The organism is Sphingomonas sp., from assembly GCF_965248875.1.
In the GTDB taxonomy this organism is placed as follows: Bacteria; Pseudomonadota; Alphaproteobacteria; order Sphingomonadales; family Sphingomonadaceae; genus Sphingomonas.
The window spans coordinates 64,251-79,124 of the sequence record NZ_CBDFKR010000007.1 but is presented as its reverse complement, the minus strand read 5'-3'; the positions used below and the strand labels follow the sequence as shown (position 1 = coordinate 79,124).

The 14,874-nt window shown below is 69.2% G+C and carries 17 protein-coding genes and 1 pseudogene; 10 read left to right on the top strand and 8 right to left on the bottom strand.

Annotated features, from left to right (window positions below):
- Both ACP2AD_RS05105 and ACP2AD_RS05100 read left to right on the top strand, forming a co-directional pair.
- On the top strand, window positions 1–1,029 hold the full coding sequence (locus ACP2AD_RS05105; RefSeq protein ID WP_425229004.1) for a sensor histidine kinase: 1,029 nt from the start codon (window positions 1–3) through the stop codon (window positions 1,027–1,029).
- Between the two features lie 390 nt (window positions 1,030–1,419).
- Complete coding sequence (locus ACP2AD_RS05100) at window positions 1,420–1,635, top strand: hypothetical protein (RefSeq protein ID WP_425229003.1); 216 nt, start codon at window positions 1,420–1,422, stop codon at window positions 1,633–1,635.
- A 7-nt stretch (window positions 1,636–1,642) separates the two neighbouring features.
- Here the strand turns inward: ACP2AD_RS05100 and gyrB are convergent, their stop codons facing one another.
- From gyrB to ACP2AD_RS05080, 4 genes and pseudogenes are all read right to left on the bottom strand, one after another.
- A complete protein-coding gene (gene gyrB, locus ACP2AD_RS05095; protein WP_425229002.1) occupies window positions 1,643–4,171 on the bottom strand; it encodes a DNA topoisomerase (ATP-hydrolyzing) subunit B in 2,529 nt (842 codons plus the stop codon).
- Complete coding sequence (locus ACP2AD_RS05090) at window positions 4,155–5,420, bottom strand: MFS transporter (RefSeq protein ID WP_425229001.1); 1,266 nt, start codon at window positions 5,418–5,420, stop codon at window positions 4,155–4,157. Before ACP2AD_RS05090 ends, gyrB begins: the two co-directional genes overlap by 17 nt.
- A gap of 11 nt (window positions 5,421–5,431) precedes the next feature.
- A pseudogene (gene recF / locus ACP2AD_RS05085) lies at window positions 5,432–6,477 on the bottom strand (DNA replication/repair protein RecF).
- 106 nt (window positions 6,478–6,583) lie between these two features.
- Window positions 6,584–7,390 carry a Coq4 family protein gene (locus tag ACP2AD_RS05080; RefSeq protein WP_425229000.1) on the bottom strand — a complete coding sequence of 269 codons (807 nt, stop codon included), beginning with the start codon at window positions 7,388–7,390 and terminating at the stop codon, window positions 6,584–6,586.
- Window positions 7,391–7,529: 139 nt separating this feature from the next.
- On the opposite strand from ACP2AD_RS05080, the gene ACP2AD_RS05075 reads away from it, so the two are divergent.
- The 3 genes from ACP2AD_RS05075 to ACP2AD_RS05065 all read left to right on the top strand — a co-directional run bounded on the left by ACP2AD_RS05075 (window position 7,530) and on the right by ACP2AD_RS05065 (window position 8,425).
- On the top strand, window positions 7,530–7,679 hold the full coding sequence (locus tag ACP2AD_RS05075; protein ID WP_425228999.1) for a hypothetical protein: 150 nt from the start codon (window positions 7,530–7,532) through the stop codon (window positions 7,677–7,679).
- 99 nt (window positions 7,680–7,778) lie between these two features.
- Complete coding sequence (locus ACP2AD_RS05070; RefSeq protein ID WP_425228998.1) at window positions 7,779–8,042, top strand: hypothetical protein; 264 nt, start codon at window positions 7,779–7,781, stop codon at window positions 8,040–8,042.
- Between the two features lie 68 nt (window positions 8,043–8,110).
- Window positions 8,111–8,425: a hypothetical protein gene (locus ACP2AD_RS05065; protein ID WP_425228997.1), complete on the top strand. Its 315-nt coding sequence runs from the start codon at window positions 8,111–8,113 to the stop codon at window positions 8,423–8,425.
- On the opposite strand, the gene rlmN is transcribed toward ACP2AD_RS05065, so the two are convergent.
- Genes rlmN through ACP2AD_RS05045 form a run of 4 tightly spaced genes read right to left on the bottom strand, consistent with a single transcriptional unit; the run spans window position 8,349 to window position 11,274 of the window.
- Window positions 8,349–9,557, bottom strand: coding sequence for a 23S rRNA (adenine(2503)-C(2))-methyltransferase RlmN (gene rlmN / locus ACP2AD_RS05060; protein WP_425228996.1), 1,209 nt, complete (start codon window positions 9,555–9,557; stop codon window positions 8,349–8,351). The two genes, ACP2AD_RS05065 and rlmN, sit on opposite strands and share 77 nt — an antisense overlap.
- Window positions 9,558–9,601: 44 nt before the next feature.
- Window positions 9,602–10,174 (bottom strand): septation protein IspZ, encoded by a 573-nt coding sequence (locus ACP2AD_RS05055; protein WP_425228995.1) that lies wholly within the window; start codon window positions 10,172–10,174, stop codon window positions 9,602–9,604.
- A gap of 3 nt (window positions 10,175–10,177) precedes the next feature.
- On the bottom strand, window positions 10,178–10,615 hold the full coding sequence (locus tag ACP2AD_RS05050; protein ID WP_425229218.1) for a hypothetical protein: 438 nt from the start codon (window positions 10,613–10,615) through the stop codon (window positions 10,178–10,180).
- 32 nt (window positions 10,616–10,647) lie between these two features.
- Window positions 10,648–11,274 (bottom strand): histidine phosphatase family protein, encoded by a 627-nt coding sequence (locus ACP2AD_RS05045; RefSeq protein WP_425228994.1) that lies wholly within the window; start codon window positions 11,272–11,274, stop codon window positions 10,648–10,650.
- 128 nt (window positions 11,275–11,402) lie between these two features.
- Here ACP2AD_RS05045 and dnaN point away from each other — a divergent pair, with 128 nt between their 5' ends.
- The 5 genes from dnaN (at window position 11,403) to ACP2AD_RS05020 (ending at window position 14,873) form a co-directional block, all read left to right on the top strand.
- Complete coding sequence (dnaN, locus tag ACP2AD_RS05040) at window positions 11,403–12,518, top strand: DNA polymerase III subunit beta (RefSeq protein WP_425229217.1); 1,116 nt, start codon at window positions 11,403–11,405, stop codon at window positions 12,516–12,518.
- Window positions 12,519–12,636: 118 nt separating this feature from the next.
- A complete protein-coding gene (locus tag ACP2AD_RS05035; RefSeq protein ID WP_425228993.1) occupies window positions 12,637–13,092 on the top strand; it encodes a hypothetical protein in 456 nt (151 codons plus the stop codon).
- 216 nt (window positions 13,093–13,308) lie between these two features.
- Window positions 13,309–13,623 carry a sigma factor gene (locus ACP2AD_RS05030; protein ID WP_425228992.1) on the top strand — a complete coding sequence of 105 codons (315 nt, stop codon included), beginning with the start codon at window positions 13,309–13,311 and terminating at the stop codon, window positions 13,621–13,623.
- A gap of 219 nt (window positions 13,624–13,842) precedes the next feature.
- Window positions 13,843–14,220 carry an NrsF family protein gene (locus ACP2AD_RS05025; protein ID WP_425228991.1) on the top strand — a complete coding sequence of 126 codons (378 nt, stop codon included), beginning with the start codon at window positions 13,843–13,845 and terminating at the stop codon, window positions 14,218–14,220.
- A gap of 104 nt (window positions 14,221–14,324) precedes the next feature.
- Window positions 14,325–14,873, top strand: coding sequence for an ECF-type sigma factor (locus tag ACP2AD_RS05020; RefSeq protein ID WP_425228990.1), 549 nt, complete (start codon window positions 14,325–14,327; stop codon window positions 14,871–14,873).
- Window position 14,874: the final 1 nt, after the last annotated feature.

Here is a 14,874-nt window from a genome sequence, read left to right as displayed (position 1 = left end):
GTGGCCGCGATCCGCATCCTCTATGTCGATGACGACGACGGTATCCGCCGGCTGGCATCGCGTGCGCTGACGCGGCTGGGTTATGACATGACGGGCGCAGGAAGCGGTGCGGAGGGGCTGGAGCGTGCAGGGGCCGAGCGCTTCGACCTGATCGCGATAGACCATTACATGCCGGGCATGGACGGGCTTGCGACGCTCACGGCGCTGCGTGCGCGCGGCGATGCTACGCCGGTGGTCTATGTGACCGGGTCGGACGAGGGCCGGATCGCCGTCGCGGCGCTAAAGGCGGGGGCGGCGGATTATGTTGTGAAGACGGTCGGCGCCGACTTCTTCGACCTGCTCGCGGCCAGCTTCGCGACCGTGCTCGAACGCGCCGCGCTGGAGGCCGGCAAGGCGGCCGCCGAAGCAGGCCTGCGCGCCAGCAACGCGCGGCTGGAGGCGCTGCTGGGCGAGGTCAATCACCGCGTCGCCAACTCGCTCCAGGTCGTCTCCGCCATGGTGCGGCTGCAGGTCAGCGCGCTCGCCGACCCGCAGGCGCGCGGCGCTCTGGAGGACACCGGCCGCCGGATCGAAGCGATCGCGCAGGTCCACCGCCGCCTCTACTCGACCGGCGACGTCGAAAGCGTCGACATGCACGAATATTTGCGCGCGCTGATCGACGAGCTGGGCGAGACGCTGTCGAGCGATGTCGCCCCACGCCGCCTGCGCCTTGTTGCCGAGCCGATCCGGCTGCCGACCGACCGAGCGGTATCGCTGGGGGTGATTGTCACCGAACTCGTCACCAATTCCTGCAAATACGCCTATCCGACCGGCGGCGGCGAAGTGCGCGTCCGGCTGGCGGAGGCGGGCGGCCATTTCGAGCTGGTCGTCGAGGACGACGGTTGCGGCATGGCGGCCGACGCGGCCCCGCGCGGCACCGGGCTCGGCCAGAAACTGATCCGCGCCATGGCGCAGAGCCTGCAGGCGAGCTTCGCCTATGATCAGGATCATGCCGGCGTACGCGCAACGCTGCGCGCGGCGTTAGCCTAGCGCCGCCAGCACCGCCCGGCGACCGTTTTCCAGCACCGCGCCCAACACCGCTTGCGTGCTCAGACCATGGGCATGCGTCTCCGCGGGGGTATCCTGCGGCCGCTCACCCCAACCCAAGGCGGACGCCAGCAGGTCGTCGCATCAGCGCCACGCCGAGCCCGAACGGTACGCCAGCCCCTTTGTCACGATCGTTTCCGGTGCCGCCGCCGCATAGCCGAGCCCCAGCGTCACCCCCGTTACGTCATGTACAAGGTTCCCGCCGCCCTGTCGTCCGGAGCGTCGGCACCTGGCGCCCGGTGGCGAGCCCGCTCGCGGAGTCGGCGGCCTGGACCTTGGCGGGACCCTTGTCCGACTTGTCCTGCCCTGTACGATGCGGCGAAGGACGTCCGGGTGGGACCGCATTTGATCCACCCCTGGGCGGGCGGCGCGGCTGGCCTGCAGGCGTTGCCCATCCTGAGCCCCGTTTCGCGACACCTACCCGCGCGGTTGTTCCAGTCCGCGTCCTATGCTGGCTTCGGGCTGGCGATCGCGCCGCTGCAGGAGGCGGCGGACTGGTATGACGGCTTCCTGGCGACGATGGCCACGGCTGATCGCGACGCCGACTAATCGACGGCTAGACGTCCAGATTGGCGACGTTCAGCGCGTTGTCCTGGATGAACTCGCGGCGCGGCTCGACGACCTCGCCCATCAGCCGCGAGAAGGTTTCGTCGGCGGCCGCGACATCGTCGCTGGTGACGCGCAGCATCGAGCGGTTGGCGGGATCGAGCGTCGTTTCCCACAGCTGCTCGGCGTTCATCTCGCCCAATCCCTTGTAGCGCTGGATCGACAGGCCCTTGCGCCCGGAAGCAAGGATCGCGTCAAGCAATTGCGAGGGCCGCGCCACTGCCGCCTCGCCGCGAACGCCAACAGCCGGTGCCCGGTCGTCGTCATCGGCCGCAGGTTCGGGCTCCGTCTTGACGGCGGCCTTGAGCGGCACCAGCCGCGCGCCCTGGGCATAGCTGTCGGCCTGTTCACCCGCCAGCGTATGGAGCTTTCGCGCTTCGGCCGAGCCGAGAAAACTCGCGTCGATGATGTGGTGATCGGTGACGCCGCGCCACAGCCGCTCGAAATGCAGCCCACCGTCCTCGGTCAGCCGCACGCTCCAGCGGCCATTGTCGTCGACCGCCTCCAGCCGCTGCGCCACCGCGGTGACGCGGGCGTCGCGTCCGGCACGGTCGAGCTCGGGATCGAGTGCGCCACCCAGCGCCAGCCCTTCGACGATGACCGGATCGTAGCGCCGCGGTGCATAGCGCATCAGCGTCCGCATCCGGCGTGCATGCTCGACCAGATCGCGCAGGTCCGCGCCCGATCGCGCGCCACCGGCCCCTTCCAGCACCGTCGATCCAACTCCCGCATCGACCAGATATTCGTCCAGCGCCGCGTCGTCCTTCAGATACACTTCCGACCGGCCCTTGGCGGCCTTGTAGAGCGGCGGCTGGGCGATGAAGAGGTGCCCACGCGCGATCAGCTCGGGCATCTGACGGTAGAAGAAGGTCAGCAGCAGCGTGCGGATATGCGCGCCATCGACATCGGCATCGGTCATGATGACGATCTTGTGGTAGCGCAGCCTGTCGGCGTTGAAGTCGTCGCGGCCGATGCCGGTGCCCATCGCCTGGATCAGCGTGCCGATCTCCTTCGACCCGATCATGCGGTCGAATCGCGCGCGCTCGGTGTTCAGGATCTTGCCGCGTAACGGCAGGATTGCCTGGAAATGCCGGTCGCGGCCCTGCTTGGCCGAGCCGCCGGCCGAGTCGCCCTCGACCAGATACAGTTCGCATTTGGCCGGATCGCGTTCCTGGCAGTCGGCAAGCTTGCCGGGCAGCGAAGCGATGTCCATCGCGCCCTTGCGCCTGGTCAGCTCGCGCGCCTTCTTCGCCGCCTCGCGCGCGGCGGCGGCGTCGATCACCTTCTGCACGATCGCCTTGGCGTTGGCGGGATGCTCCTCCAGCCACTCGGCGAGCTTGTCGGCAAGCAGCGACTCGAGTGGCTGGCGCACCTCGGAGCTGACCAGCTTGTCCTTGGTCTGCGAGCTGAACTTGGGGTCGGGCAGCTTTACCGAAACGATTGCGGTCAGCCCCTCGCGCATGTCGTCGCCCGTCAGCTGCACCTTCTCCTTCTTGAGCAGCCCCGATCGCTCCGCATAGTTGTTGAGCGTGCGCGTCAGCGCGGCGCGGAACGCCGCGATATGCGTGCCGCCGTCGCGCTGCGGGATGTTGTTAGTGAAGGCGAGCGTATTCTCGTAATAGCTGTCGTTCCACTCCAGCGCCACGTCGATGCCGATATCGTCGCGCTGACCGGTGATCGCGATCGGCTCCGGGAACAGCGGCGCCTTGGAGCGATCGAGCCACTTCACGAACGCAGCGATCCCGCCCTCATAATAAAGCTCGACGGTCTTCGGCTCCTCATGCCGCGCGTCGGTCAGGAACAATCGCACGCCGGAATTGAGGAACGCCAGCTCGCGATAGCGGTGTTCGAGCTTGTCGAAGTCGAACTCGACGATCTTGAAGGTCTGCGGGCTGGGCAGAAAGGTGACGCGCGTGCCCTTCCTGCCCGGCGCGGGGCCGACCAGCCTGAGCGACGCCACCGCGTCGCCGAACGCGAAGCGCATCTGGTGCTCCTCGCCGTCGCGCCAGATCGTCAGGTCGAGCCACTCGCTGAGCGCGTTGACCACCGACACGCCGACGCCGTGGAGCCCGCCCGACACCTTGTACGCGTTGTCGTCCGACGTGTTCTCGAACTTACCCCCGGCGTGGAGCTGGGTCATGATAACCTCGGCGGCGCTGACGCCCTCCTCCGGGTGGATGCCGGTCGGAATGCCGCGGCCGTTGTCGGTGACGCTGACCGAACCATCGGGATTGAGCGTGATGTCGATCCGGTCGCAATGCCCCGCCAGCGCCTCGTCGATCGCGTTGTCGCTGACCTCGAATACCATGTGGTGGAGGCCCGAGCCGTCGTCGGTATCGCCGATATACATGCCGGGCCGCTTGCGCACTGCGTCAAGGCCCTTGAGCACCTTGATCGAGGAGGCGCCATAGTCGTTGGCGTTGGGGTTTTCGGCGGAGTCCGGGGTGGAACTCGGGGGTTGGTCACTCATGATCAGCATATAGGGACGAGGCCGCCGGATCGGAAGCGAAATGACCCCCTCCCGCCGCCGCCGCGGCCCGGCCGAGCGTCAGGAACAGCAGCGCCGCGACGACCATGCCCGCGGCCGCGATAGCGAGCGCTGCGCCGTCGCCGCCGGTCGCGTCGTGCAGCCGTCCGAAGCCGACCACCCCCGCCGCCGTCCCGAACAGCGCCAGGATCAGGAGCGAGCCGTACACCTCGCCATAGGCCTTGAGGCCGAACAGGCGGCTGGCGAGGAAGGGCAGGACATCGCTGTCCGCGCCGTTCATCAGCCCGGCCGCAAATACCAGCAGCAGCGCCAGGCCGAGCCCCGGCGCATGCAGCTGAAGCCCCGCAAAGCCCGCCGCCGACACGATCGCGGTGGCCGCCGCCATGCGCGGAGCCGGGAACCGGTCGACGAGCCAGCCGATCGTGAAGCGGCCGACGATCTGCGCCGCGCCATAGCTGGTCAACAGCAGCGCCGCGCCGCCCGGGGTCAGCCCGCGATCAAGCCCGAACGGGACCATCTGCGTCACCAGCCCAACGGTCGCCAGATTGACCAGCGCCGCCGCGCCGCCGAGCGCCCAGAAGCGCGGCGTCCGTCGCGCCGTCCGCCCCGTCATGCCGGGGAGCGTAACGGCGATGCCCGGCCGGACCAGCACTGTCGGCGCCCGGCGCAGCAAGAGCAGTACCGCCGGCAGCGCAATCGCGGCGACGGCAAGTGCCAGGGCAAGGAAGCCGCTGCGCCAACCCCCGCGTGCGATCACGATCGCCAGCAGCGGCGGCAATGCCAGCGTGGTCAGCGACAGGCCCGACGTACCGGCCGCTAGCGCCAGCCCGCGATGACGGCCGAAGCGCGCGGCGATAAGTTTGCCGTACACCAGTGCGCCGGTGCCGGGCACCGTCAGCGCGAGGCACACGATCAGCGCCTGATACTGCCACAGCCGCCCGGTCATCGCGGCGAACCCGGCATAGGCGGCGGCGAGCAGTAGCATGGCGCCCGCGATCATCGCCCGCACCCCCGCCCGGTCGGCCGCTCGTCCCAGGACCGGCGCCGCTAGGGCGCCGAGCAGGCCGAGACCGGCGGCCGTGCCGATCGCGCCGCGCGACCAGCCGAACTCGGCCATGATGCCAGGCGTGAACAGGCTCGAAAGGTTCTGGAACAACCCCGGTCCGCTGCCGATGCCGATCGCCGCGGCCGCGACGACCGGCCAGCCGTCACGCCATTCACCGCGGGAGAGTTGCGCCATGTGCCCGTCCCTCAACTGCCCAGCCTGATCCGTGTGGCGTCCCCTGCGTCCGCGAACAGCGCCGCCTCGGTTCCGGTCATCCATACCTGACCGCCGCCCGATAGGCGCGCGAACAGCGCCGCACGCCGGGCCGGGTCGAGATGCGCCGCGACCTCGTCGAGCAGCAGGATCGGGCGCGCACCAGTACGTTCGGTGACCAGGTCGGCATGCGCTAGGACGATACCGAGTAGCAGCGCCTTCTGTTCGCCGGTCGAGGCCAGCGCGGCGGGCTGGTCTTTGTCGAGATGGGTGACGGCGAGGTCGGTCCGATGCGGCCCCGCCAGCGTGCGGCCAGCCGCAATGTCGCGCGACCGCCCGGCGCGGAGCTCACCGGCAAGCTGCCCGGCGTCGCCCGTCCAGCCTTCCAGCGCCAGCCGTCCGCGCGCGAAGGGCCCGGGTGGTTGCGCCGCCAGCCGCTGGTCGAGCAGCGCCACCGCCTCGCGCCGGTTGGCGTCGATCGCCGCGCCATGCTCCGCCAGCTGCGCCTCCAGTGCGGCGAACCAAGCCGGGTCCGCGCCGGGCTCGGCGAGCAGCCGGCTGCGGGCGCGCATCGCGGCTTCATAGCGCTGCGCGTGATGGGCATGGCCGGGGGCCAGCGCCAGCGCCAGCCGATCGAGGAAGCGCCGCCGTCCGCCCGCCGCCTCCGCGAACAGCCGGTCCATCGCGGGCGTCAGCCACAGCACGGTCAGCCACTCCGCGAGCGCGGCCGCGGCGGCGGCGGCGCCGTTGACGCGGAGCAGCCGGCGCTCGGGCGCGTCAGCTCGGGCGCCGGTCGCGATGTCCGCACGGTCGCCAAGCGCGGCCGCGACCCCGAACCCGCCCGGCCCGCCGTTGCGCGCGATCTCGCCAAGCCGCGCGCGCCCGCAGCCCGCGCCCGGGTGCGAGCAGCGACACGGCTTCCAGTACGTTGGTCTTGCCCGCGCCATTCTCGCCGGTCAGCACGACCAGGCCCCGGCCCCGGCGTCAACGTGACCGCAGCATGGTTGCGATAGTCGGTGAGCACCAGGCGCGACAGCATCGTGCCCGTCTACCGCGTCATCCCCAGCTTGTCCCGGCATCCGGCGATACCGCCGGGAACGCGCGCCAGCAGAAATGGACCCCGGCACTGGGGCCGGGGCAACGCACTATGCCGCCAGCTTGACCGGCTTCGGCTTCGCCTCGACGGTATCGTTCGCCTCGCGCCGGTTGCTCAGATAACTCGCCAGCTCAGGTCCCAGCTCGCGTTGCGCGCGTTTGTAGAGCACCGGATCGGCGATCCCCAGCCGCGCCCGCGCCGCGTCGATCGGCTCGTGCATCAGCTTCTCATAATCCTCGCCGACCAGCCACTTCGCCTTTCGGCCGTGGCGATAGCCCTCCCAGACGGCGCGCGCGAACAGGCCGCCCCGAGTGATCTTGACGCTCTTCAGCGAGGCTGCCGAGGCGATGAACGCCCAACCGAGCCCGCCCAGCTGCGCATAGGAGAACGCGACCAGCGCCGCCTCACCCAGGCTCTCGTCGGCCTGATAGCCGGTCAGCACGTGCCACAGGTCGTGGACGTCGCGGGTGCGGCGGCCATACCAGGCATAGGGGTGGACGGTTTCTTCCATGGGGTTGACGCGGCTGACCTCGACCAGCCCGTCCGCCGAATAGCCGGTCTTGTCTAGAAAGCTGCGATACGCCGCGCCGACGGTACCCGGTGCGAAGCCGTCGATCCAGGCGCGGTCGGTCAGCCGGCTCGCCAGCTCGACCTGCTCGCACGCCATCCGCCCGCCGTCAGGCGTCGCGATCATCTTCGCATAACCCGTCGGCCCCGCGCCGACGTTCAGCGCGCGCATGATGAGGAACACCTGCGTCGTGTCGTCGCCATTGGCGAGCAGCTTGCGGATCGCGGCAAACGCCGTCCTCCAGTCGCGACGTCCGGTAGTGCCGGGAAAGGGGGGCATCTTGGCCATGACAGCGCTCCTTACTGACATGAGTGTCAATAAGCGGTTACGATCCCGGTGGCAAGAGGATTCAGCCGTCGCGCGCCAGGCCCAAAGGTTGCACGCATTTAGCTATGATCGCCGCCTGAACCCTATCAGGCTGGTGCAGATGCTGATGCTGCCCGAGGAAAAGATTGGTGAGCACACGATCCGGATCGGCACCGATGCGGGCACATACCGTGACAGGCTGATCAGAAAGGGCAAGGCCGAGCCTATTCTTGAGAGCACCGATTTGGCGGCGCTGCGGCATCTGCTGTGAGAACAGGCAGCCAGGCTGCATCCCAATTATGTCGGCATCGCAGGCGCGATCTCACGCTTCCGGCGCGCCTTCCCCGAGACGTTCGCCGATGCCGACTACATGCGTGACGAGCGCACATACAAGGTCGAGGCACAGGAGCGACTAGAGGCCATTCTCCCGCTGGATGCTGCCTCCGAGGCTACGGCGCTGCAGGCATTGCAGGTGCGCCGCGCCTTTTCCAAGACGAACGTGCTCGATTCCACCGAGTTCGCCCGCGCCCATGAAATGCTCGGCGGCCCGAACGGACAGGATTTGTCAGAGCAGCGGCCCGTTTCGCGCGTGACGAACTCGAGGCTGGGCTGGCGGGCATGTCGGCTGCATTAGCGCCGCATGGCCGGGCATCCTGGCCCTTGCTGACATACTTGCCGAGCTTATGGGCGCCGGACCGGCACATGTTCCTGAAGCCGGAGGTCACCCGCGATTACGCCCAACGCATCGGCCATCGATTTCAATTCGACTATTCGCCCGACCCTGCCGCCGACGTATACCGCTCGTTGCTGATGCTGGTGGCGGACACGAAACGGGCGCTCGCGGAGCTGAAGCCGCGGGATAGCACGGACGTCCAGAGCTTCATCTGGACCGTCGGCGCATACAGCGAAAGTGATATTCTGGCGCTGGAACGCGGTCGCCTCACCCCAGCGCCGCCAGCTTCGCCTCTGCCTGACGATCAAGCTCCGCGCGGCTCTTCTTCTCCGCCGCAGTCTTGAGCTGGCCACAGGCCGCGTCGATGTCGCGGCCGCGCGGCGTACGGGTCGGGGCGCTGATGCCCGCCTCGAAGACGATGTTCGAAAAGGCGCGGATACGTTCCGGGGTCGAGCATTCGTAAGGCGCGCCGGGCCAGGGGTTGAACGGGATCAGATTGACCTTGGCCGGCAGCTTGTACGCCTTGACCAGCCGCACCAGCTCGCGCGCATCCGCGTCGCTGTCGTTCTTGTTGCGCAGCATGACGTATTCGAACGTGATCCGTCGCGCGTTGTTGGCGCCGGGATAGGCGGCGCAGGCGGCGAGCAGCTCGTCGATCCCATATTTGCGGTTGAGCGGCACGATCTCGTCGCGCACCTCCTTGGTCACCGCGTGCAACGACACCGCCAGATTGACACCGATCTCCTCGCCGGCGCGCGCCATCATCGGCACCACGCCCGAGGTGCTGAGCGTGATCCGCCGCTTCGACAGCGCCAGCCCGTCGCCGTCCATCACCAGCCGCAGCGCGTCGCGCACCGCATCGAAATTATACAGCGGCTCGCCCATCCCCATCATCACGATGTTGGTCAGCATCCGCCCCTCGGGCGACGACGGCCACTCACCCAGCGCGTCGCGCGCGAGCATCACCTGGCCGACGATCTCGCCCGCGGTCAGGTTACGCACCAGCCGCATCGTGCCGGTGTGGCAAAAACGGCAGTTGAGCGTACAGCCGACCTGGCTCGACACGCACAGCGTGCCCCGGTCGGCGTCGGGGATGAAGACCATCTCGTAATCCTGCGCGTCCGGGCTCCGCAGCAGCCATTTGCGCGTGCCGTCGGTCGAGACCTGCGTCTCGACCACCTCCGGACGGCCGACCACAAAGCGATCGGTCAACCAGGGATGCTGCGCCTTGGCGATGTCGGTCATCTGCGCGAACTCGGTCGCGCCGCGATTATAGAGCCAGTGCCAGATTTGCTTGCCGCGCAGTTTCGCCTGTCGCGGGTCCATGCCCGTGTCGGCGAGCGCTGCCCGCAGCTGATCCTTTGACAGGCCGATCAGGTCGACGCGCCCGTCCGGCCGCGGCGCAAGCGTCCGCGCGACGGGCACGGGGTCAATGTGCCCGGGGATGGGCATAGGGGGCGCTACGTCTGTCAGCATGAGGGCAATATAGCGCGGATGGCGTCATTTCGCCAGCGCGGACGCTAGCGCCGGCGCCCATGCTGGTCGATCGCGGCCCGCCGGGCGCGGGGGTAGAGCAGCGCGTATTGGCCGCCGAACAGCGCCAGTTTGGAGGCGACGCCCCATAGCACGAACGCCGCCGCAGCGCGGACCGGCGGCAGCATGGCTACCAGCACCAGGTTCAGCAGTGCCGTACCGAGGATGAGCGCCGCCCAGCCCCAGCCGACCAGGTCAAAGGTGCGCGCGGGCAGCAGCGGTAGCGCGATCGGCGGCACATAGCGCCGCACCCAGCCGCGCGGCAGCATGGTCAGCCCGACTGCGGCATAGACGATGCTAGGCTTGACCAGCAGGAAGCGCGGATCGGCAGTGACCAGCGTCACCGCGCCGAGCGCCACCGTCAGCACGACGCCGACCGCGAGCAGCGCCGGCACCGGCGTCCTCCGGCGCAGGTGAACCGCGATCTGCATCAGCCCGATGCCGAGCCCGACCGCCGCCGCCAGCGGGGCCGAGCCGGTCGCAAGGAACAGGAGGTAGAAGGTCGCCGTGCCCGCCAGATCCTCGACCACCGGGCGAATCGTCTGGAGCAGGTAACGCATGTTTCAGCCGCCGCGGGCGCATCCCAGCGCCGCGGCGTCGATGGCGGTTGCCGCACCCGCCAGCGCATAGGTGTCGGCAAAGGGCTGCCCCCCCTCGCCGACGCCTTCGATGCTAAGCGAGCGGGCGCCGCGCATGGCCGCCACGATGGCGCGGTCGCTCGGCGCGTCGCCTGCCCAGGCGTCGGCGGTGTTGGCGGCGAGCGCGAAGCGGCGCTCTCCGATCGTCAGGGTGACCGGCGCGGACCGATCCCGCGCCCGGCTGAGGCGGAGGTGAAGCGAGCTGCGCAGCCCCTGCCCCGGCCAGTCGCCGACACTGATGAACCCCGCGCTTCGTCGCGCCGCTCCGGCCGGCCGGGCGATCGCGAAGCACCTGACGGGCGTGCGATCGCGGAACGCGCCCCACCCGTGCCAGACCCCCAGCGCTTCGCGTCCGGCCGGCATCGTGCCCGCCAGCAACAGGGCCAGCACGGCATTCACGCGGGCGCGCGTCCGGCGCCCAGATGCGGCACGCTCTCGCGACCCTGCGCGATGAGCACCACCGATCCCTGCGGCAGCCCCGGCGCGATCGGCGCGGCGAACTCGGCATGGGCATTCACCCCGGTCATCAGCCCGCGCAGCACGCGGCTGGAGATGCCGTGCATGATCACCAGCCGATCGCCCACGTCGTCATCGGTGTCCGCCAGCCAGCTGCCGGTCCGCCTCGCGATCGCGTCGTAGCGTTCACCGTCGGGCGCCGGGCGCAGCAGCCCCTCCGCGGTGATCACCGGCCCAACCTCTCCGACCACATCGGCATAATAGCGCCCGCCCCAGCCGCCCATGCCGATTTCGACCAGCCGCTCGTCGATCCGCGCGCCGTGCCAGTCCAGCGCGAGATGCTCGGCTATGACTGCCAGCGTCTGCAGCGCGCGTCCCGAGGGCGACGACCACAGCGTAAGCGCTGGTTTTGCACCCAGCAGGTCGCGCAGCGCACGACCCATCTCGTCCGCCTGGGCGAACCCGGCGCGGGTCAACGGTGTGTGCGGGAAGTCGCCCTGCAGCCGCCCCGCGGCGTTGAATACTGTCTCGCCGTGCCGCGCGATGAAGTCCCGACCCTTACGCATGATCCGCGCTTAGCCCGGCCGTTCATCTTGTCCACGCTTTTGGCGCGAACCCCCGCTTGCCCGTCGCCCTGCCCCTCCGCTAGGTTGCAGCGAAGGTGACCCCGCAGGGCGGGGCGGGGGACAAGGTGATGAAGGCGACGATCGAACGCGCGACGCTGCTGAAGGGGCTGAGCCACGTGCAGTCGGTGGTGGAGCGGCGCAACACCATCCCGATCCTCTCCAACGTGCTGCTGGAGGCGACCGGCGAAGGCGCGCTGCGGCTGATGGCGACCGACCTCGATCTCCAGATCAACGAACAGGTCGCCGCCGCGGTAGATCAGCCGGGCGCGATCACCGTCTCCGCCCACACGCTGTTCGACATCGCCCGCAAACTGCCCGAAGGGTCGCAGGTCTCGCTTGCCGCCGCGGAGGGCCGCATGACGATCGTCGCGGGACGCGCGCGTTTCAGCCTGGCGACGTTGCCGCGCGACGATTTCCCGGTGATCGCCGAAGGCGAGCTGCCGACCAAGTTCGAGCTGCCCGCCGAAACGCTGAAGCAGATCATCGATAAGACGCGCTTCGCCATCTCAACGGAGGAGACGCGCTACTATCTCAACGGCATTTTCCTGCATTCGAGTGAGGACGGCAGCGGCCCGGTCTTGAAGGCGGCGGCGACCGACGGCCACCGGCTGGCGCGGGTCACCGTGCCGCTGCCCGATGGTGCGAGCGGGATGCCCGACGTTATCGTGCCGCGCAAATGCGTCGGCGAACTGCGCAAGCTGCTCGACGAGATCGATGGTTCGGTCGGCGTATCGCTGTCGGGGTCGAAGATCCGCTTCGACCTCGGTCAGGCGATCCTGACCTCGAAGCTGATCGACGGCACCTTTCCCGACTACAGCCGGGTCATCCCGACCGGAAACGACAAAATCCTCAAGATTGACCCGGCGAGCTTCAAGGAAGGGGTCGATCGCGTCGCTACGATCGCAACCGAGAAAACCCGCGCGGTCAAGATGGCGCTCGATCGCGACAAGGTGACGCTGTCGGTGACCAGTCCCGAGAACGGTACGGCGGCGGAGGAAGTGCCCGGCGAATACGCCGCGCAGGGGTTCGAGATCGGCTTCAACTCGCGTTACCTGCTCGACATTCTCGGCCAGATCGACGGCGACCTGGTTGAGGTCCATCTCGCCGACGCCGCCGCGCCGACCTTGATTCGCGAGAATGACAAGGCGGCGGCGCTTTACGTGCTTATGCCGATGCGCGTTTAGCCGGGCACCACGCAACAAAGCGTCAGTGCGTGTGCGCGGAATGCCGGCCTGCCGGATTCGGCTGGCTTGCTCGATGTCGCGCGCGCGATCCGCGGCACGTCCCCTCTGAAACAATCAGATGCAGCCTGTCGCACTCGCGCTTGACCCTGGTCTCGACTCGCACGACAACGACGCCATGTTCTTTCACGGCATGCCGACCAGCCGTTCACTCCTGTGGGGAGTCAAAGGACGTCAATTTCGGCTGACCCGGGCGGGCGAGCAGCTGATCCTCGATTGCAGCGACGGCCGTCTTTCGCTCCACCTGCACGAATGGCAGGGGGTCGCTTCTGCTCTCGCCACGCTTCATCCGCCCCCGCCGCCTCGGCGGTCCAACGGCAATGACGCGGAGGTTGCCGCCCGGGGCCGAAGAGCATGGATGGAGTCGGAGGATGAGGCGCTGATCCGCGGCTGGTATGGCGGCGAAGGCCTCGCGCTGCTCGCAGCGCAGATCGGACGCAGCGAGGCCGCGATCACGACCCGCCTCATTCGCCTCGACCTGGTCGGGGACCGGTTCGAGGCCCGGCAGCGGCCCTAATCGAGACGACGGCACGGCGGCCTGCCCGACGCCCTTCCGGCACGCCTACCCCGCCAGGGGTCGGCCGCGGCCTAGGTTCCGCGCGTCCGTCCCGGTTTGCTTGTCCACCGGCTCCCGCTCTCCCGGGGCCCGCGCCGAGAAAGTCACCGGCGCCAGCCACCAGCCGCCTGCGGCGCTCCGGCGGGCCCGGCCACAGCTTGTCGAGCGTCGGATTTATTGGGCGACCTGATGGTCACGGCGCAGGGCGGCAATGGGGGCGCCTACCGCCGGTTGCCGCAGCAGATCGATCCGTGGCTGCGGCGCTTCTATGCGCGCCGGCTGCAGCCCGCGATGGTGGAGGACGCGGCGCAGGATGCGCTGACTGCGATCCACGCCAAACGGCACACCAATGCGTGGGGGCGGCCGTTTCGGCCCTGGCTGGCGGCGATTGCGCGGTACAAGTGGATCGACCGGCTGCGTGCGATGAAGCGTACGCTACCGGCGAACTGGGCGAGGCGGAGGTCGCGGCCGGCAATCACGAAGCGGCGGTGACCAGCGCATCGGTGCTCCACCGCCTGCTGCAGGGGCTCAGGCCCGCGCAGGCGACGGTGATCCGGATGGTCATCTATGGCGTTCAGCCGGGGCGCTGACGCCGGCGCGGATGGCGCCGTTCGCGATGAAAGCTGTCTATAGGTCGGCGCGCTCGGCGCTTGGCGCGCTCGCGCCGGCCGCCGCCCAACGGCTGGCGCGGCCCGGGGGCGCATTCGGCGGGTGGCGCGTGTTCGCTTGGCCGCTGGCGGGACTGGCGGGGCTGGCGGCGGCGACGGCGATCTGGCTGATGGCGGTGCGCACGGGACGGCCGCGCAGAGGCTGCTCGGCGGCAGCCGGGACCGCTGCCCTATCCGGATCGCGGCGGTGTCCGCGCCGATTCTCGCAGCGCTGTTTCGGGCAATCCGCCGGGAGGCGCCGACCAACCTGCGCCGCGCCGGGGCCACTCTGGGGCTCGCGTCCGGAGCGGCCGCGGCGGCTGTCTACGCGTTGGCCTGTACCGAGAACGCACCGGCGTTTGTCCTGATCTGGTACTCGCCGGCCAGCGCGCTGGTGACCGGCGTCGGCGCGATGCTCGGACAGCTCCTGCTCCGCTGGTGATCACACGCGTTTTCATGACGCATTAGCGGCACTTACGCTGGCCGCTGCGGCTTGTTTCGGGTCCGCCGCCCCGATAGGGGCGCGCGTGAGGAGACCGCGGGCGGATGGCGAGCGACGATCCGGCGGCGGCCGAGCCGGGTGACTGGCCGGACGGACCACCGGGTGGCACCGATGTGCTGGTCGCCGAACTGTACAGTGAACTTCGCGGCATCGCGCGGCGTGAACATTACCGCGCCGGATCGCCGATGACGCTGCAGACCACAGCGCTGATCGGCGAAGCGTATCTGAAGCTGCGGCGCCGCGACGCGTGGCATGACCGGACGCACTTCCTCGCCTGCGCCGCGACGGCGATGCGGCACGTGCTGGTCGATGCGGCGCGGGCGCGGCTGCGCGGCAAGCGGACGCAGCCCGACGACTGGGCCGCAACGGCGGTCGCGGGGCCGGCGTCGGACCTGCAGATCGTCAAGCTCAACGATGCGCTGAAGCAGCTGACCGACGTTGATCCCGAGCTGGCGCGGATCGTCGATTGTCGCTTCTTTGCCGGTTACGACGACGAAGAGACGGCGGCGATCCTAGGCATCTCCGACCGCACCGTGCGGCGCAAATGGACACGCGCGCGGGCCTGGATCCATGCGGAGATGGCGGCGGACTGAC